14 protein-coding genes and 2 pseudogenes are annotated in these 14,842 nt (G+C 68.5%); 9 read left to right on the top strand and 7 right to left on the bottom strand.

Annotation, left to right across the window (positions count from 1 at the left end; genetic code table 11):
* Nucleotides 1-43: 43 nt before the first annotated feature.
* The 9 genes from lepB (ASE96_RS04530) to ASE96_RS04490 all read left to right on the top strand — a co-directional run bounded on the left by lepB (ASE96_RS04530) (nt 44) and on the right by ASE96_RS04490 (nt 7,956).
* On the top strand, nt 44-724 hold the full coding sequence (gene lepB / locus ASE96_RS04530; RefSeq protein ID WP_056426745.1) for a signal peptidase I: 681 nt from the start codon (nt 44-46) through the stop codon (nt 722-724).
* Nucleotides 725-1,714 carry a signal peptidase I gene (lepB, locus tag ASE96_RS04525; protein ID WP_056426742.1) on the top strand — a complete coding sequence of 330 codons (990 nt, stop codon included), beginning with the start codon at nt 725-727 and terminating at the stop codon, nt 1,712-1,714.
* Between the two features lie 11 nt (nt 1,715-1,725).
* Complete coding sequence (locus tag ASE96_RS04520) at nt 1,726-2,397, top strand: ribonuclease HII (protein WP_056426739.1); 672 nt, start codon at nt 1,726-1,728, stop codon at nt 2,395-2,397.
* An 81-nt stretch (nt 2,398-2,478) separates the two neighbouring features.
* Nucleotides 2,479-2,805: a DUF2469 domain-containing protein gene (locus ASE96_RS04515; RefSeq protein ID WP_056426737.1), complete on the top strand. Its 327-nt coding sequence runs from the start codon at nt 2,479-2,481 to the stop codon at nt 2,803-2,805.
* Nucleotides 2,806-2,927: 122 nt separating this feature from the next.
* A complete protein-coding gene (locus ASE96_RS04510) occupies nt 2,928-3,284 on the top strand; it encodes a YraN family protein (RefSeq protein WP_056426734.1) in 357 nt (118 codons plus the stop codon).
* Entirely contained in the window at nt 3,285-4,832 is a 1,548-nt protein-coding gene (locus tag ASE96_RS04505; protein ID WP_056426731.1) for a YifB family Mg chelatase-like AAA ATPase, read from the top strand.
* Between the two features lie 77 nt (nt 4,833-4,909).
* Nucleotides 4,910-6,100 (top strand): DNA-processing protein DprA, encoded by a 1,191-nt coding sequence (dprA, locus tag ASE96_RS04500; RefSeq protein WP_056426728.1) that lies wholly within the window; start codon nt 4,910-4,912, stop codon nt 6,098-6,100.
* Nucleotides 6,101-6,225: 125 nt separating this feature from the next.
* Nucleotides 6,226-7,152: a tyrosine recombinase XerC gene (locus tag ASE96_RS04495; RefSeq protein WP_056426726.1), complete on the top strand. Its 927-nt coding sequence runs from the start codon at nt 6,226-6,228 to the stop codon at nt 7,150-7,152.
* 300 nt (nt 7,153-7,452) lie between these two features.
* Nucleotides 7,453-7,956 (top strand): DUF3145 domain-containing protein, encoded by a 504-nt coding sequence (locus tag ASE96_RS04490; RefSeq protein WP_056426723.1) that lies wholly within the window; start codon nt 7,453-7,455, stop codon nt 7,954-7,956.
* Between the two features lie 118 nt (nt 7,957-8,074).
* On the opposite strand, the gene fabF is transcribed toward ASE96_RS04490, so the two are convergent.
* From fabF to ASE96_RS19470, 7 genes and pseudogenes are all read right to left on the bottom strand, one after another.
* Nucleotides 8,075-9,310 carry a beta-ketoacyl-ACP synthase II gene (gene fabF, locus ASE96_RS04485; RefSeq protein WP_056426721.1) on the bottom strand — a complete coding sequence of 412 codons (1,236 nt, stop codon included), beginning with the start codon at nt 9,308-9,310 and terminating at the stop codon, nt 8,075-8,077.
* 155 nt (nt 9,311-9,465) lie between these two features.
* On the bottom strand, nt 9,466-9,711 hold the full coding sequence (locus tag ASE96_RS04480) for an acyl carrier protein (RefSeq protein ID WP_056426718.1): 246 nt from the start codon (nt 9,709-9,711) through the stop codon (nt 9,466-9,468).
* 136 nt (nt 9,712-9,847) lie between these two features.
* Entirely contained in the window at nt 9,848-10,909 is a 1,062-nt protein-coding gene (locus ASE96_RS04475) for a beta-ketoacyl-ACP synthase III (protein ID WP_056426717.1), read from the bottom strand.
* Complete coding sequence (locus tag ASE96_RS04470; protein ID WP_056426714.1) at nt 10,906-11,835, bottom strand: ACP S-malonyltransferase; 930 nt, start codon at nt 11,833-11,835, stop codon at nt 10,906-10,908. Before ASE96_RS04470 ends, ASE96_RS04475 begins: the two co-directional genes overlap by 4 nt.
* 87 nt (nt 11,836-11,922) lie before the next feature.
* Nucleotides 11,923-13,167, bottom strand: a complete 1,245-nt coding sequence (locus tag ASE96_RS04465; RefSeq protein ID WP_056426711.1) for a PucR family transcriptional regulator — start codon at nt 13,165-13,167, stop codon at nt 11,923-11,925.
* A 265-nt stretch (nt 13,168-13,432) separates the two neighbouring features.
* Nucleotides 13,433-14,281: pseudogene (locus tag ASE96_RS19475) on the bottom strand (transketolase-like TK C-terminal-containing protein); the annotation flags it as partial.
* 1 nt (nt 14,282) lies between these two features.
* Nucleotides 14,283-14,842 (bottom strand): annotated as a pseudogene (locus tag ASE96_RS19470) (pyruvate dehydrogenase (acetyl-transferring), homodimeric type); the annotation flags it as partial.

Below are 14,842 nucleotides of genomic sequence, written 5' to 3'. Positions count from 1 at the left end.
ACAGCGCTGTTCACTTCAGAAAAGCGTTAGAAGGATACGGCTCATGGAACACACAAAACGCCAGCCCAGGAAACTCGGCTGGCGTTTTGTGTTGCCGGCCGTGGTCCTGGCCGTCCTCATCGGCGGGCTGGTCCGGTCACTGTGGCTCGATGTCTACTACATCCCCTCTGCCTCGATGGAGCCGCTCTTCCAGGAGGGCGACCGGATCGTTGTGTCGCGGACGGACTTCCGGGACGACCCTGTGGGCCGCGGCGACATTGTCGTCTTCGACGGACGCGGCTCCTTCGCCCCGCTGAACAGCGGCAACGGCCCCGTGCTGGACTTTCTCAGCGGCGTCGGGCACTGGATAGGCCTGTCCGGAGGCGACAACACCTACATCAAACGGGTGATCGGGCTCCCCGGAGACCGGGTCATCTGCTGCGACGCCGGTGGCAAACTCACCATCAACGGACAGCCGGTCGCGGAACCCTACCTCCACGAGGGCGACTCCCCGAGCAAACTGCAGTTCAGTGTGATCGTTCCCCCGGGCCGGCTCTGGCTGATGGGGGACCACCGCTCACAATCGGCAGATTCCCGCAGTCTTCTGGGTGCCCCCGGCGGAGGCATGGTGCCGCTGGACCGGGTGATCGGCAGACCCGTACAGATCATCTGGCCGCTTGATAGATTTACGGCAGTAGAACGGCCTCCTGAAACCACCACGACCACAGCGAAGAACGGACAGTAGATGCCCGAGACCGGACCCCGGACTCCTGATCCGCGGGGGCAGGACCAGCCCCGGGTGACCTCCTCCCCGATCCCCGCCCCGGAGGCCCCCGTGGACGGCGGCTACGGTGCTGCCCCGGACGCCCGGTCCCGCGTCACTTCCGGCCCCGACGCTACTGGCCATGGCACTTCTGACACCGACGCTTCCGGCACCGGCGCCACTGGCCCCGACGCGTCCGGCCCCGATGCCGATGTCCGGGACGTTCCGGCCGCGGGGGGACCTGCCCATGCGGGCGCCGCGTCGAAGCGGGCGCGCCGGGCGAAGGCCCGGGAGAACCACAGCCCCATGTTCCTCTGGGCCAAGGAAGTGGCCACGGTGGTGCTCGTCGCGATCGTGCTGTCCTTCCTGATCAAGACCTTCCTTTTCCGGGCCTTCTACATCCCGTCCGAATCCATGGTCAACACCCTGGACGTGAACGACAGGATCTTCGTCAACCTGCTGGTCCCGGAGCCCTTCGCCCTGGAGCACGGCGACGTTGTGGTCTTCAGGGACACACAGGGCTGGCTGGTTCCCGCGGCCGCGAAGGATGCGGGTCCGTTCACGTGGGTGCAGGACGGGCTGACATTCATCGGGCTCCTGCCGGACAACTCGGAACAGCACCTGGTGAAGCGCGTTGTCGGACTGCCGGGTGACCATGTGGCCTGCTGCGACGGCGGCGGCCGGCTTACCGTTAACGGCGTCCCGCTCGATGAGCCCTACATCAACTCCGCCGAAGTGCCCCAGGTTCGCGAGTTCGACGTCGTGGTTCCCGACGGCAAGGTCTGGGTCATGGGCGACAACAGGAACCATTCGGCCGATTCGCGCGCCCACACGGACACCAACGGCGGCTTCGTGGACATCGCCGACATCGAAGGCAAGGCCGCCGTCATCGCCTGGCCGCTCAACCGCATCACCGCCCTCGACAACTACCCCGACGTCTTCCGCGACGTGCCCGCCCCGGCCGGAAAGTAGCGTCACGAGTTATGTCCGAAGCCCCCACCCTCGACTACGAGCGCCGCTTCCTCGGGTCCGGCGCCCGGCTCCTTGCCGGCATCGACGAGGTGGGCCGCGGCGCCCTCGCCGGCCCCGTCAGTGTGGGAATCGCCGTCGTGGACCTGCACGAGCTGAAGCTGCTCGCCGATGTGCGGGACTCCAAGCTGCTCAAGGTGGCGGACCGGGAACGCCTGGTACCGCTGGTCCGGAGCTGGAGTGTGGCCTCCGCCGTCGGGCATGCCTCGGCGAAGGAGATCGACGACGTCGGCATTGTGGCCGCGCTGCGACTCGCCGGCACCCGCGCCTGGCTCGCGGTGCTGGCCGCCGGCGTGACCCCGGACGTTGTGCTCCTGGACGGCAGTCACAACTGGCTCTCGCCCGAGACCCAGCCCTCCCTGTTCGACGACGGCCCGGCGGAGCCAGGCTGCGACGCCCCGGTGCACACGCTGGTCAAGGCGGACATGCAGTGCCTGAGCGTCGCCGCGGCGTCCATCCTGGCCAAGGTGGAACGCGACGGCATGATGCGCGCGCTGCACAGCGAATACCCGGCCTACGGCTGGGACGTAAACAAGGGCTACGGCACCGCCATCCACAAGGATGCCCTCCGCGCCGCCGGCCCCACGCCCTACCACCGTGTGAGCTGGCAGCTGCTCGCGGACTGACGCCGGCTCCGCGATAGTCCCGCGGGCGCCGCGGGACGTCCCGTGGCGCGCGGGCGGCGCCGGATGGTGCAAGATGGAACCATGAGTGCCGAGGACCTTGAAAACTATGAGACCGACATGGAGCTGCAGCTCTACCGCGAATACCGCGACGTTGTCGGACTGTTCAGCTACGTGGTCGAGACCGAACGGCGATTCTATCTGGCCAACCACGTTGACCTGCAGGCACGCAGCGCCGACGGCGAGGTCTACTTCGACCTGACGCTGCAGGATGCCTGGGTCTGGGACGTCTACCGCTCCGCCCGCTTCGTCAAGAGCGTCCGCGTAATCACCTTCAAGGACGTCAACGTCGAAGAACTCCCGCGGAGCGAGGAGCTCGCCCTGCCCAAGGTGGAGGGCCTCGGGAACTGATTTTGGTGGTGGCCGGGCAACGTCTGTGAACTCTTCCTCCACACCGCCACCCTCGAGCTCGGTTTCCCACATAGCGGCCTGACCCTCTGTGCTGCTTGCGCGTGGCGGCGCAGTCTGGGGTCATGAGAGCTAAGGACGTGCTGGGCCGGCGCGGGGAGGAACTCGCCGCCGGATACCTCGAAGCCCAGGGCATGCGGATCGTGGACCGCAACTGGCGGTGCTCCGAAGGCGAAATCGATATTGTGGCGCTCGACGGCGACGCGCTGGTCATCGCCGAGGTGAAGACGCGCAAGTCCCTCGCCTACGGGCATCCCTTTGAGGCCGTCGGTGTGGACAAACTGGCCCGGCTGCACCGGCTGGCGTCGGCTTGGTGCCGCGACCATGAACTCCGCATGCCGCTGAGGAGGGTCGACGTGGTCGCCGTGCTCGACGACGGTATCGGCGAGCCCGCCGTGGAGCACCTCAAGGGGGTGGGGTAGGTGGCGCTCGGCCGGACCTACTCGGTGGCCCTCGTCGGGCTGAACGGCTACATCGTGGAGGTGGAGGCCGATATCGGCCAGACCCTGCCTGCATTTATCATCCTGGGGCTGCCGGACGCCTCGCTGAACGAGGCCAAGGAACGGATCCGCTCGGCCGCTCAGAACTCCGGTATTCCCCTGAGCCGCCGGAAGATCACGGCCAACCTCATCCCGGCGTCGTTGCCTAAACGGGGCTCCGGCTTCGACCTCGCCATCGCCATGGCCGCGCTGCTGGCCTCGAACGATGTCCGGTCCACGGGCCGGACAGTGTTCATCGCCGAGCTGGGCCTCGACGGCAGGCTGCGGCCGGTCCGTGGAGTCCTCCCTGCGGTGATGGCCGCGGTACGCGCTGGCTATGCCGATGTCGTCGTGGCGCAGGCGAACGCCGCCGAGGCGCAGCTGGTGCCAGGCGCCCGCGTGCAGGGCTACGCCACCTTGGCCCGCCTGGCGTTCGATTTCGGCGCCGATCCGCAGGACCTGGCCTTGGACTTCGATCCCGCGCCCGAGTCTAGCGAAGCGGAGGCCGAAGCTGGAGTGCCTTCCCTGGTGCCGCCGGACATGCGCGATGTCTCCGGGCAGGGAGATGCACGGAGGGCGCTGGAGGTGGCCGCCGCCGGCGCGCACCACCTGCTGCTCACAGGTCCTCCGGGGGCGGGTAAAACGATGCTTGCTGAACGGCTTCCCGGGCTCCTGCCGGACCTGGGAGACGCGGAGGCCATGGAAGTGACCGCCATCCATTCGCTCTGCTCGCTGACCTCGGCCTCCCTGCATCTCGTGCGCCGGCCGCCCTATGAGAACCCGCATCACACGGCCACTCCGGCGGCCATCATCGGAGGGGGCTCCGGGCTGCCGCGGCCCGGGGCGGCGTCCCGGGCCCACCGCGGGGTGTTGTTCCTCGATGAGGCCCCTGAATACGAACGACGCGTCCTCGACGCGCTCCGGCAGCCGCTGGAGAGCGGAGAGCTGGTCCTTCACCGGTCGGCGGGCACAGCGGCCTACCCCGCCCGCTTCCAGCTGGTTCTTGCCGCCAACCCGTGCCCTTGCGGTAAGGCCACCGGCAAGGGAGTCGACTGCATCTGCACTCCCACCATGCGCCGGCGGTATTTGGCGCGCATGTCCGGCCCGCTGCTGGACAGGGTGGACATTCAGCTACAGGTGGAACGGGTGTCGCTGGCGGACTTTGGCCAGCCCGCGGCGGAGGAGGATACCGCCACCATCGCGGCCCGTGTCCAGGCCGCACGGGAGCGCCAGCTCGGGAGGCTGCTGCCGTTCAGCCTGGAAACCAACGCCCAGGTACCGGGGCGGGTCCTCCGGGGTGCCCTGCGGCTCGGCGCCCCCACTACGCGTATCCTGGACCACGCCCTGGAACGAGGGGTGCTGACAGCACGCGGCTACGACCGCGTGCTGCGTCTGGCGTGGACACTGGCGGATTTGGCCCTCCGTGAGGTACCGGAGGCGGACGATATCGGGCTTGCCCTCAACCTTCGGCAGGCCGCCGTCGCCGCCTAGCAGGGCTCTACGCCCATGGCGGTGCCTCGAACGCCGCAGTGCCACCACCCATCGCAGGCCCGTGAAAGGACCACACCATGACAGAGAGCGAGCGGACCGCGCGGGCGGCGTTGTCCCGGCTGTTCGAACCGCAGGACGCCGCGGGCCTCGCGCTCGTGCGCGTCGCCGGGGCCGAGGACGCGTTGAGGATCGCCACCGGCCAGCTGACAGCCGGTGCCGAACTGGAACAGGAGCTGTTCCGGCTTCTGGACGAGAACGGCTCGGGCGGTGGCTGGACGGGCCTGGGGACGGCCCGCAAACGCTGGGCGCCGAGGATCCAGGATCTTGCACCGGACCGGGACCTCACGACGATGCAGCGGCTCGGCGGACGCATGATCATTCCATCGGACGGACTCTGGCCCCGGCAACTGGCCGACCTTGGACTGCAGGAACCGATCTGCCTCTGGTGGCGCGGCATCGAGCAGGAGCTGCCTCCGGCCGCCACGTCCGTCGCGCTGGTCGGTTCCAGGGACAGCACCTCCTACGGCTCGTCCGTGACGGGGGACCTCGCGTATTCGCTGGTCCAGAGGGGGTTCACGATCATCTCGGGCGGCGCCTACGGCATCGATGCGCACGCCCACCGGGCGGCCCTGGCCGCCGCCACCTCCGGGAGCCTGCCCACCATCGCCGTGATGGCAGGGGGAGTGGACCGCTTCTACCCGTCGGGCAATGAGGATCTGCTGCGGGCCGTCGCCAACCAGGGCGCAGTCCTGGCCGAAGTTCCGCCAGGTTCGGCGCCCACGCGGTATCGGTTCCTGCAGCGCAACAGGCTGATCGCCGCGCTGGCCTCAGTGACGGTCGTTGTGGAAGCGCGGTGGAGGTCCGGCGCCCTGAACACGGCCCACCATGCGGAGACCCTGGGCAGGGCCGTCGGCGCGGTGCCGGGCTCGGTACACAGCGCCAATTCCGCGGGCTGCCACCGGCTGCTCCGCGAAGGCGGGGGAGTCTGCGTCACCGACGCGGGCGAGATCGCGGAGCTCGCCGCGCCCAGTGGCGAATCGCTGCCCGAGGTTAGGTCCGGCCCAGCGGCCATCCACGACGGACTGACCCTGGAGGACCTCATCCTGCTCGATGCGCTGCCGCTGCGGACCACCAGTTCAGTCGAAAAGCTCACCGCCGTGGCGGGACTGAGCGCTGACTCGGTCAAGGCCGGACTCGGCCGGCTTGGGCTGCTGGGCCTGGCCGAGTCGCGCGGCGGGGGCTGGAAACGGTCGGGCAAGGCAGGATGACCGGCGGGTGGAACCCGGAGGCATGGCTCCGGCCGCATCGGCTAACAGGCAGCGGTGGTACGACCGGACCCGCGGCTCGCCGCCGGGCTCCTTGATCGCCGGGTGAATCCTGCGAGAGTAGGGGAGTGCCCACACAGCAGATCCCGGCCGCACTGGCCACCGCCGCCCAGGGTTTCGGCCGCTACCTGGAGGCCGAACGCGGCCGTTCGGCCCACACCGTGCGCGCGTACCTCGCCGACGTCGGAAGCCTTTTGGGCTTCGCGGCCTCGGAGGGAGTGGAGGACCTCGCGGGCCTGGAACTGGGAACCCTGCGCCGCTGGCTCGGCTCGCAAAGCGAATCCGGGATGTCGCGCGCCACTCTGGCCCGCCGCTCCGCCACTGCCAGGGCGTTCACGGCCTGGGCCGTCCGCGAGGAACTGATCGACGCGGACCCTGCGCTGCGGCTGAATGCACCGAAGCGGGAGAAGTCCCTGCCCGGTGTGCTGCACCAGCAGCAGGTCCTCCGGCTCGTCGAAGGCACCGAAGCCGCTGCCGCCGAGGGTGGGCCGTTGCCCCTGCGTAACCGGGCCATGGTTGAGCTCCTCTACGCCACGGGCATCCGGGTCGGCGAACTGGCGGGCCTCGACGTGGACGACCTCGATCCCGACCGCAGGACCCTCCGGGTACTCGGCAAAGGCAACAAGGAACGCACGGTGCCTTACGGTCTGCCGGCGGCGCTCGCCGTCGACGACTGGCTGCGCCGGGGCCGGCCCGCCCTCGCCACGGAGACCTCCGGCCCGGCGCTGTTCCTTGGAGTGCGCGGCAAACGGGTCGACCAGCGGCAGGTCCGCAGCGTTGTCCACGACTTGCTGGCAGCGCTGGGGGACACCGCCGCCACCGGACCGCATGCCCTCCGGCACTCCGCCGCCACGCACCTGCTCGACGGCGGTGCCGACCTCCGCGCGGTGCAGGAAATCCTGGGCCACAGCAGCCTGGCCACCACCCAGATCTACACCCATGTTTCGGTCGAGCGGCTCCGGCAGAGCTACCAGCAGGCCCATCCGAGGGCCTGAAGTCGCCACCACGGGCCGCGCCGGCTGCCTCGAACGATCCGCGCCAGGACACCGCGCGGCGCGCCGGAAAAGACGCGCCGAATTGCACTGGCGTAATTAGGTAGGGTACGGCAGAATAAGACTCATGCCCGGCAACTTTCAAGTGTTGCTTGAAGCTCCCACGCATCAAGTCGCACGGAGAATCCGGGCAATAACTTAATAGTCTGGCCAGGACCACCGCATCACTACGGACCCGCGCAACAGACAGACATCCAGGCAGAGGTCGTTGGGGAAGACGTACCTACAGCTATGGAGGATGGAATGTCTGTTGCACTGACCCGCGGTGTGTTGTTCGTTCACTCGGCCCCGACTGCCCTGTGCCCCCACGTAGAGTGGGCCATAGGGTCGGTTGTGGACAAGCGGACGGACCTTGAGTGGACTGCTCAGCCAGCAGCGCCCGGAATGTTCCGGGCTGAGCTGTCGTGGACCGGTAACCCGGGCACGGGGGCTCAATTGGCATCGGCTCTCCGGGGCTGGGCGCACCTGCGCTACGAAGTCACGGAAGAGCCCAGCCAGGGCGTTGACGGTGGCCGCTGGTCCCACACGCCCGAACTTGGCATCTTCCACGCCGTCACGGACGTGCACGGCAACATCATGGTCTCCGAGGACCGCATCCGCTACGCCTACGAATCCGGCGCCGGCGACCCCTCGGCGGTCTACCACGAGCTGTCCCTGGCCCTCGGCGAAGCGTGGGACGAGGAACTCGAGCCCTTCCGGCACGCCGCCGAAGGCGCTCCCGTGCGCTGGCTCCACCAAGTGGGCTAAGCCTCCTCCGCAGGACCGGCAACAACACTCCATAGCTACGGCAGATGACAGATGGCGGCAATGTTCACCAAGAACATTGCCGCCATCTGTCATCTCGGCGTGCTGCGCGCGGGTCGGGCTAGATGCTCCGCACCGCGATCACGGCGTTGTGGCCGCCGAAGCCGAAGGAGTTGCTCAGCGCCGCGATGCTGCCGGACGGCAGCTCGCGGGCGGTGGTGACGACGTCGAGCGGGATCTCCGGATCCTGGTTCTCCAGGTTGATGGTCACGGGGGCCTTGCGGTCGTAAATGGCCATAACGGTCAGCACGGCTTCCACCGCACCGGAGGCGCCCAGCAGGTGGCCCATCTGCGACTTCGTGGCCGAGACGGCGACGCTGTCCAGTTGTTTGCCGAGGGCGGCCTTGAGGGCCGCATACTCGGGCTTGTCGCCGACCGGGGTGGAGGTCGCGTGCGCGTTGACGTGCACCACGTCCTCCGGCTGGATCCGGCCGTCGAACATGGCGGCCTTCAGTGCGCGGGTGGCGCCGAGGCCCTCGGGGTCCGGGGCAGTGATGTGGTAGGCATCGGCGGTGACCGACGTGCCGGCCAGCTCGGCGTAGATCCGGGCGCCGCGGGCCAAGGCGTGTTCCTCGGCTTCGAGCACAAGGGCACCGGCGCCCTCGCCCATAACGAAGCCGTCGCGGTCAATGTCGTAGGGGCGGGAGGCGTGCTCGGGATCGTCATTGCGGCGCGAGAGTGCCTGCATGGAGGCGAACGCGGCGATCGGCATCGGGTGGATGGCGGCTTCGGCGCCGCCGCAGACGACGACGTCGGCCTTGCCGGAGCGGATCAGGTCCAGGCCCATGTGAACGGCTTCGGTGCCGGACGCACAGGCGGAGACCGGGGTGTGGGCGCCGGCGCGGGCACCCAGGTCAAGGCTCACCGCAGCGGCCGGGCCGTTGGGCATCAGCATGGGCACGGTCATCGGCAGGACGCGGCGCGGGCCCTTTTCGCGCAGGGTGTCCCAGGCGTCCAGGAGCGTCCAGACGCCGCCGATCCCGGTGGCGAATGCCACTGCCAGCCGGTCGTGGTCGATTTCGGTGATGCCGGCGTCGGCCCATGCCTCGCGGGAGGCAACCACGGCGAACTGCGTGGAGGGGTCCATGCGCTTGGCCTCGACCCGGCTCAGGACCTCGGTCGCGGGGTTGGAAGCGCGGGCGGCAAAGTGGACGGGCAGCTCATACTTGGCCACCCAGTCGTCCTCAAGCGTGTGCGCGCCGGAGACGCCCTTCAGCGCGTTCTTCCACATCGTGGGGACATCGCCGCCAATGGGTGTGGTGGCACCCAGACCGGTAATGACTACTTTGCGTGCCATGGGATCACTCTCTGTCGGTGCGCCTGCTTTATCCGGAACCTGGGGGCGGTTGCCGGGGCCTGCGTTTGAAAAACTCTGGGGTGGTGCAGTGGATGGTGCTGCAGAGGGCGCGGTCCGGGGGTGCAGCTGCGCCCCCGGACCGGCCCGGGCCTGAATTAGGCCTGTGCGCTGGCGATGAAGCTGACAGCGTCGCCGACGGTCTTGAGGTTCTTGACCTCTTCGTCCGGGATGCGCACGCCGAACTTCTCTTCGGCGTTGACAACGATCGTCATCATCGAGATGGAGTCGATGTCCAGGTCCTCGGTGAAGGACTTGTCCATTTCGACAGCCTCGGTGGCCAGGCCGGTCTCTTCGTTGACGATTTCAGCCAGGCCGGCCAGGATCTCTTCGTTGCTAGCCATTGATGGCTCCTTTTCTAGTTGTTGCCGTGGGCTGCCGGTGTGCCGGCGGCTTCGGGCGGTAATGATTCAAACCGAGGGTTCGGTTTGCTGTGGGATTTGAAGACAGGAAAAACAGGAAAACGGAAAGCAGGAACGCCTACGGAAGCACGATCACTTGGGCACCGAAGACCAGACCGGCGCCGAAGCCGATCTGCAGTGCAAGCCCGCCGCTGAGCTGCGGGTTTTCCAGCAGCAGGCGGTGGGTAGCCAGGGGGATGGAGGCCGCGGAGGTGTTGCCGGCGTCGGCGATGTCCCGCGCGATGATGACGTTTTCCGGGAGTTTGAGCTTCTTGGCCATCTCGTCGATGATCCGCATGTTCGCCTGGTGCGGGATGAACGCGGCGAGGTCCTCGGCGGAGATGCCGGCGGCGTCCAGCGCCTGCTGGGCCACCTTGGCCATTTCCCAGACGGCCCAGCGGAAGACCGTCTGGCCGTCCTGGCGCAGCGTCGGCCAGGAGGCCGCGTCCGTGACGGCGGCTTCCTCGGCGCTCAGCGCGCCGCCCTGCTTGCCCGCTGAGGCGAGCTCGCGGAGGTCCAACATCGAGTGGGTCATGCCGATCGCGTCCCACTTGCTGCCGTCCGAGCCCCACACTGACGGGCCGATGCCCGGGGTGTCGGAGGGGCCGATCACCACGGCGCCCGCGCCGTCGCCGAGCAGGAAGGAAATGGTGCGTTCGGTGTTGTCGATGACGTCGGAGAGCTTTTCCGCACCGACCACGAGGACGTACTCGGCGGCGCCGGAGCGCACCAGCGCGTCAGCCTGGGCGATGCCGTAGCAGTAACCGGCGCAGGCGGCGGAGATGTCGAAGGCCGGGGCCGGCGTCGCGCCGAGGCGGTCGGCGAGGCTCGCGGCGGCGGACGGCGTCGCGTAGGGGTGGGTCACCGTGGAGACGATGACGGCGCCGAGCTGGGAGGCCTCGATCCCGGCCTTCTGCAGGGCCTCGCGGGCGGCGCCTTCGGCCATGTCGATCACGCTGACGTCGGCGGGGGCCCGGTGCCGCGTGATGATGCCGGTGCGCTGGCGGATCCACTCGTCGGAGGAGTCGATCCACTGGCAGACGTCATCGTTGGTGACGATCACGTCGGGCCGGTACGCGCCGACTCCCATGATGCGGGTGTTCTCGTGCAGGGGCGCCTGCTTCAGGGTGGGAACGCTCATGCCTGTCCTTCCAGTTCTGCGAATAGGGCCAGGGCGGCGGACAGATCGTCCGGGGTCTTGACGGTGACGGTCTTCACGCCGGGCATGCCGCGCTTGGCGAGTCCGGCCAGCGTCCCGGCTGGGGCCAGTTCAATCAGGCCGGTCACGCCGCGCTTCACGAGCGTCTCCATGCAGAGGTCCCAGCGGACCGGGCGGGAAACCTGGGCGATCAGGCTTTCGACGGCGGCGGCACCATCGGTGACCTCTGCGCCGTCGAAGTTGGAGAGCAGGGGGACCTGCGGGTTCCGCGGGTGCAGTGTCGGCCGGAGGGTCTGCAGCGCCGCGACGGCGGGGGACATGTGCGAGGTGTGGAACGCCCCGGCGACCTTTAGCGGGATGACGCGGGCCTTGGCCGGCGGATTGTCGGCGAGGGCCTTGAGCTGGTCCAGCGTCCCGGCCGCGACGGTCTGGCCGGCGCCGTTGACGTTGGCCGGGGTAAGCCCGCAGGCTTCGATGGCCGCGAGGACCTCGGCGGGGTCGCCGCCCACCACGGCGCTCATGCCGGTGGGGGTGGCAGCGGCCGCGGCCGCCATGCCGTTGGCGCGTTCGCGGACGAAGGTCATGGCTTCGGTTTCCGTCAGCACGCCGGCCAGGGCGGAGGCGGTGATTTCACCGACGGAGTGGCCGGCGAGGATCACCGGCAGGGTGCCGAGCTCGACGTCGAACAGGGACTTCGCGGCCACCAGCCCGGCGGCGACGATCAGGGGCTGCGCGACGGCGGTGTCCTTGATGGTCTCTTCGTCCGAGGTGGTGCCGTGGGCGGTGAGATCGATGCCTGCGATTTCGCTGAGGGAGGCCAACTGGCCTGCTACGGGGGGGAGTTCCAGCCAAGGGGCCAGAAAACCGGGGGTCTGGGAGCCCTGTCCAGGGCAGACGATTGCAAGCACGTATCCAGCTTTCCAAATTGCGGCGTGATTATCGGTGCATTCATACACCAAGCTCACAGGGTCACTTTGTAGGAAGTCTACAACCGCTCAGGTGCTGTTGCGCGTCGGCTGCCGTTCCGTGGCGGGCTTCGGCGGGGCCGCAAGCCGGCCGACGACGAGGGCCGTCTGGAGGACAAAGGCCTCCCGCGGCAGCAGCGGATCCCAGCCCGTGACGTCGCAGACCCGCTTGAGCCGGTAGCGCACGGTGTTGGCGTGGACGAAGAGCTCGCGGGCCGTGGCCTCCAGCGAATGGCCCAGTTCGAGGTAGGTGCCGAGGGTCTCCACGAGGCCGTTGGACGCCGCGAGCAGGGGCCGGTAGATGTTCTTGACGAGGGAGCGCCGGGCGGCATCATCGCCTGAGATCACGCGCTCCGGCAGGAGGTCATCGGCTGCCACCGGGCGCGGCGCGGCGGGCCAGGCGCGCGCGGCGGTCAGTCCCGCGAACGCGGACTGGGCAGAGCCGCTGGCTTCGAGCAGCGATCCGGCTTCGGCGCCGTAGACGACCGGTCCGGGCGCGAAGAGTTCGGCGAGTTTCAGGTAGGCGGTCTCGCGGTCGTGGACGCCGCCGAGGATGAGGATGAGCCGGTCGCCCTGGATGCCGACGAGGGCGTCCTCGGCGAAGCGCCCGGCCGTGCGGCGCAGTTCGCTGACGTAGCTGGCGCTCGGTTCGGACGGGGAATTGCCCACCATAACGGTGAAGCGCTCCTGTGCCTTCCAGCCCAGGGCGGCAATCCGCGACCGCAGGGCATCGGTGTTTTCGCCGCGCAGGATGGCGTCCACAATGAGGGCTTCCAGCCGGGTGTCCCACGATCCGCGGGATTCGGCGGCGCGGGCGTAGACGTCGGCCGCGGCGAAGGCCACCTCGCGGGAGTATCGCAGCACCGCTTCACGCAGCGCGCCCTGGTCCGCCTCCGGAGCAATCACGGGGACCTGGTCCTCCACCACCTCCACGACGATCCGGATCAGCTGGAGGGCCTTCTGCAGGCTGATGGAACGGGTGAGCTCGGTGGGCGCGGTGCCGAAAACGTCGGACAGGATCCAGGACGGTGAGCTGGGCCGTTCGTACCAGGTGACGAAGGCGGCGATGCCGTTCTGGGCCACCATCCCCAAGGCCGAGCGCTCGTCGGAGTTCAGCCGGCTGTACCAGGGCAGGGATTTCTCCAGCTGGCGGAGGGTGGTTGTGGAGAGCTGGCCGACGCTCGAACGGAGCTTCTTGAGGGTTTCCACCTTCTCCGGGGGCATCGCCCTGGATGTGGGCGTGCGTTTTACAGGAGTGGTGATCGGCTCGGCCATGCATTGAGCATACGGTGCCCGCCGTCCAAGCTCCATTTGTGCAAAGGCTACAACGCGCCTTGTGCTGGATCACAGAGCTGGATCACAGAGCTGGATCACAGTGCTGGATCACAGTGGGGGACCGCAGCGCCGGACCGCAGTGCCGGACCGCAGTGCCGGCGCCCGGCTGGACCGGCGTGCCGCGCGGGTGCGGCCATCAGGGTTAAACGACGACGGCGGCCCCCGCCTTCCGGTGGGGACCGCCGTCGTACGTTGCGGGGAGGACCTAGGAGTCGCCGCCCGCGTTGCCGGTGGTGCCGGCGTTGACGTTGTGCAGGCGGTACTTCTCGATTGCCTGGGCCGGAGCCTGGGCATCCACCTCGCCGCGGCGGGCCAGCATCTGCAGTGAACGGACAACCACGGAGTGGATGTCGTTCTTGAAGAAGCGGCGCGCTGCGGCGCGGGTGTCGGAGAAACCGAAGCCGTCGGCTCCGAGCGAGGCGAACTCGTTCGGGAGGAACTGGCGGATCTGGTCCGGCACGGCCTTCATGTAGTCGGTGACTGCCACGATCGGACCGGTCGCGCCGGCGAGCTGTTCGGTGACGAACGGCACGCGGGCGGGCTGGCCGGGGTTGAGGAAGGCTTCTTCCTCGGCGGCCATGGCGTCGCGGCGCAGTTCGCTCCAGGACGTCACGGACCAGACATCGGCGGAAACGCCCCAGTCCTCGGCGAGGATCCGCTGGGCCTCGAGGGCCCAGGGGACGGAAACGCCGGAGGCGAGGATCTGCGTGCGGGGGCCGTCAATCTTGGCGGGAGCCAGCAGGTAGATGCCCTTGACGATGCCCTCGACGTCGATTTCCGCCGGCGCCGCCGGCTGGGAGATCGGCTCGTTGTAGACCGTGATGTAGTACATCACGTTCCGCGACGGGTCGTTGTCCGCCGGTCCCGGGCCGTACATGCGGTTGAGGCCGTCGCGCATAATGACGCCGATCTCGTAGCCGTACGCGGGGTCGTAGGTGAGCACGGCCGGGTTGGTTGCGGCCAGGATGGGGGAGTGGCCGTCGGCGTGCTGCAGGCCTTCACCGGTGAGGGTGGTGCGGCCGGCGGTGGCGCCGATGATGAACCCGCGGGTCATNCGGGTCATCTGGTCCGCGGCGGCCCAGAAGGAATCGCCGGTGCGCTGGAAACCGAACATCGAGTAGAAGACGTAGATCGGGATCAGCGGCTCGCCGTGCGTGGCGTAGGACGTTCCCGCGGCAGTGAACGCCGCCACCGAACCGGCCTCGTTGATGCCGGCGTGCACGATCTGGCCGGAGATGGACTCCTTGTACGCCAGGACGAGTTCGCGGTCCACGGACAGGTAGTTCTGGCCGTTGGGGTTGTAGATCTTCGCCGTCGGGAAGAACGCGTCCATGCCGAACGTGCGGGCCTCGTCGGGGATGATCGGGACGATCCTGTTGCCGAACTCCTTGTCCCGCATGAGGTCCTTGAGCAGGCGGACGAACGCCATGGTGGTGGCGGCCAGCTGCTTGCCGGAGCCGCGGTTGGCGACTTCGTACACCTTGTCATCCGGGAGGGTGACGTCGGTGTGCTTGGAACGGCGTTCGGGGACGAAGCCGCCGAGGGCGCGGCGGCGGTCCATGAGGTACTGGATCTCGGGGGAGTCCATGCCGGGGTGGTAGTACGGGGGCCGGTA

The sequence above is a fragment of the Arthrobacter sp. Leaf69 genome (assembly GCF_001422645.1).
Taxonomy (GTDB): Bacteria; Actinomycetota; Actinomycetes; order Actinomycetales; family Micrococcaceae; genus Arthrobacter.
This window is presented reverse-complemented; position numbering and strand designations above follow the sequence as displayed.

What these genes read in the sequence shown, in the direction of transcription:
- ASE96_RS04465 (WP_056426711.1), bottom strand. Translation starts at nt 13,167, where the DNA reads ATGGCCGAGCCGATCACCACTCCTGTAAAACGCACGCCCACATCCAGG.
- ASE96_RS04520 (WP_056426739.1), top strand. Translation starts at nt 1,726, where the DNA reads ATGTCCGAAGCCCCCACCCTCGACTACGAGCGCCGCTTCCTCGGGTCC.
- lepB (WP_056426745.1), top strand. Translation starts at nt 44, where the DNA reads ATGGAACACACAAAACGCCAGCCCAGGAAACTCGGCTGGCGTTTTGTG.
- ASE96_RS04475 (WP_056426717.1), bottom strand. Translation starts at nt 10,909, where the DNA reads ATGAGCGTTCCCACCCTGAAGCAGGCGCCCCTGCACGAGAACACCCGC.
- ASE96_RS04490 (WP_056426723.1), top strand. Translation starts at nt 7,453, where the DNA reads ATGTCTGTTGCACTGACCCGCGGTGTGTTGTTCGTTCACTCGGCCCCG.
- ASE96_RS04510 (WP_056426734.1), top strand. Translation starts at nt 2,928, where the DNA reads ATGAGAGCTAAGGACGTGCTGGGCCGGCGCGGGGAGGAACTCGCCGCC.
- ASE96_RS04480 (WP_056426718.1), bottom strand. Translation starts at nt 9,711, where the DNA reads ATGGCTAGCAACGAAGAGATCCTGGCCGGCCTGGCTGAAATCGTCAAC.
- dprA (WP_056426728.1), top strand. Translation starts at nt 4,910, where the DNA reads ATGACAGAGAGCGAGCGGACCGCGCGGGCGGCGTTGTCCCGGCTGTTC.
- fabF (WP_056426721.1), bottom strand. Translation starts at nt 9,310, where the DNA reads ATGGCACGCAAAGTAGTCATTACCGGTCTGGGTGCCACCACACCCATT.
- ASE96_RS04515 (WP_056426737.1), top strand. Translation starts at nt 2,479, where the DNA reads ATGAGTGCCGAGGACCTTGAAAACTATGAGACCGACATGGAGCTGCAG.
- lepB (WP_056426742.1), top strand. Translation starts at nt 725, where the DNA reads ATGCCCGAGACCGGACCCCGGACTCCTGATCCGCGGGGGCAGGACCAG.